Source organism: Pseudomonas sp. SDO5522_S412 (assembly GCF_054071215.1).
On record NZ_JBSVWQ010000444.1, the window covers coordinates 1 to 992 of the forward strand.

Annotated in this window: 1 protein-coding gene; it reads right to left on the reverse strand. The window is 60.3% G+C overall.

Features of this window, described 5'->3' with window-relative positions:
• Nucleotides 1-87: 87 nt before the first annotated feature.
• A complete protein-coding gene (locus tag ACW9I6_RS32380) occupies nt 88-867 on the reverse strand; it encodes an ABC transporter substrate-binding protein (protein WP_003212870.1) in 780 nt (259 codons plus the stop codon).
• Between the last annotated feature and the right edge of the window lie 125 nt (nt 868-992).

Consider the following 992-nt stretch of genomic DNA (forward strand, 5'->3'; position numbering starts at 1 on the left):
ACAGAGTTTCAGTCAATACATGTGTGACTGACCCACCGCTTTCGCGAGCAAGCCCGCTCCCACACAAGCTCGCTCCCACATGAGGCGTCACTCGTTGTAGATATCCTGATCGCCGAAGTATTTCTTCTGGATCTGTGTGTAGGTGCCATCGGCCTGGACGGCGGCGATGCCTTTGTTGATCAGCTCCACCAGGTCCTTGTCGTTCTTGCGCAGGCCCATGGCGATGTCGAGCGGCAGGGTCGGGTCCTTGAAGGCCGGGCCGGTCTTGAAGTCGGCACCTTCAGGCTTGGACAGGAAGTTGAGCTGGGCTTCCAGCTTGTCGGTCAGGGTGGCGTCGAGGCGGCCGTTTTGCAGGTCGGCGTAGTTCTGTTCCTGGGACTGGTACGCCTTGATCTGCGCGCCGAGCTTGGCCAGGTGCGCACGGGCGTAGGCTTCCTGCAGCGAGCCTTGCAGCACGCCGACCTGTTTGCCTTTCAGGGATTCGGGGGTGTCGCCGAAGTCGGCGCTTTTGCGGGTGATCACCGAGGTCGGGCTGAGGAACAGCCGGTCGCTGAAGTCGATGACTTTCTGGCGGGCCGGGGTCACGGCCATGGAGGACATGATGGCGTCGAACTTGCGGGCGCGCAGGGCCGGGATCATGCCGTCGAATTCGTTGTGGACCCACACGCATTTGACTTCCAGCTTGGCGCAGATGGCGTTGCCCAGGTCGATGTCGAAACCTTGCAGGCTGCCGTCGGCGGCGACGGATTCAAACGGTGGGTATTCGGGGAAAACCCCAAAGCGGATTTCTTTCCATTCCTGAGCCTGGGCAGCGGTTGCGGCCAATGGCAGGAGCAGCGCAGCGAAAAGTGATCGGAGCGGAGTCATGTGTATTCCCTATATTTTGTAATTGATGTCAGGGCAGTAGAAAACGGGACGCTAAGGTGAAGAGGCTTTTTGTGGCGAGGGAGCTTGCTCCCGCTGGGCTGCGCAGCGGCCCCAAAATCCTGGGA

Excerpts from the sequence above, each read along its gene's own strand:
- ACW9I6_RS32380 (WP_003212870.1), bottom strand. The coding sequence starts at position 867 with ATGACTCCGCTCCGATCACTTTTCGCTGCGCTGCTCCTGCCATTGGCC.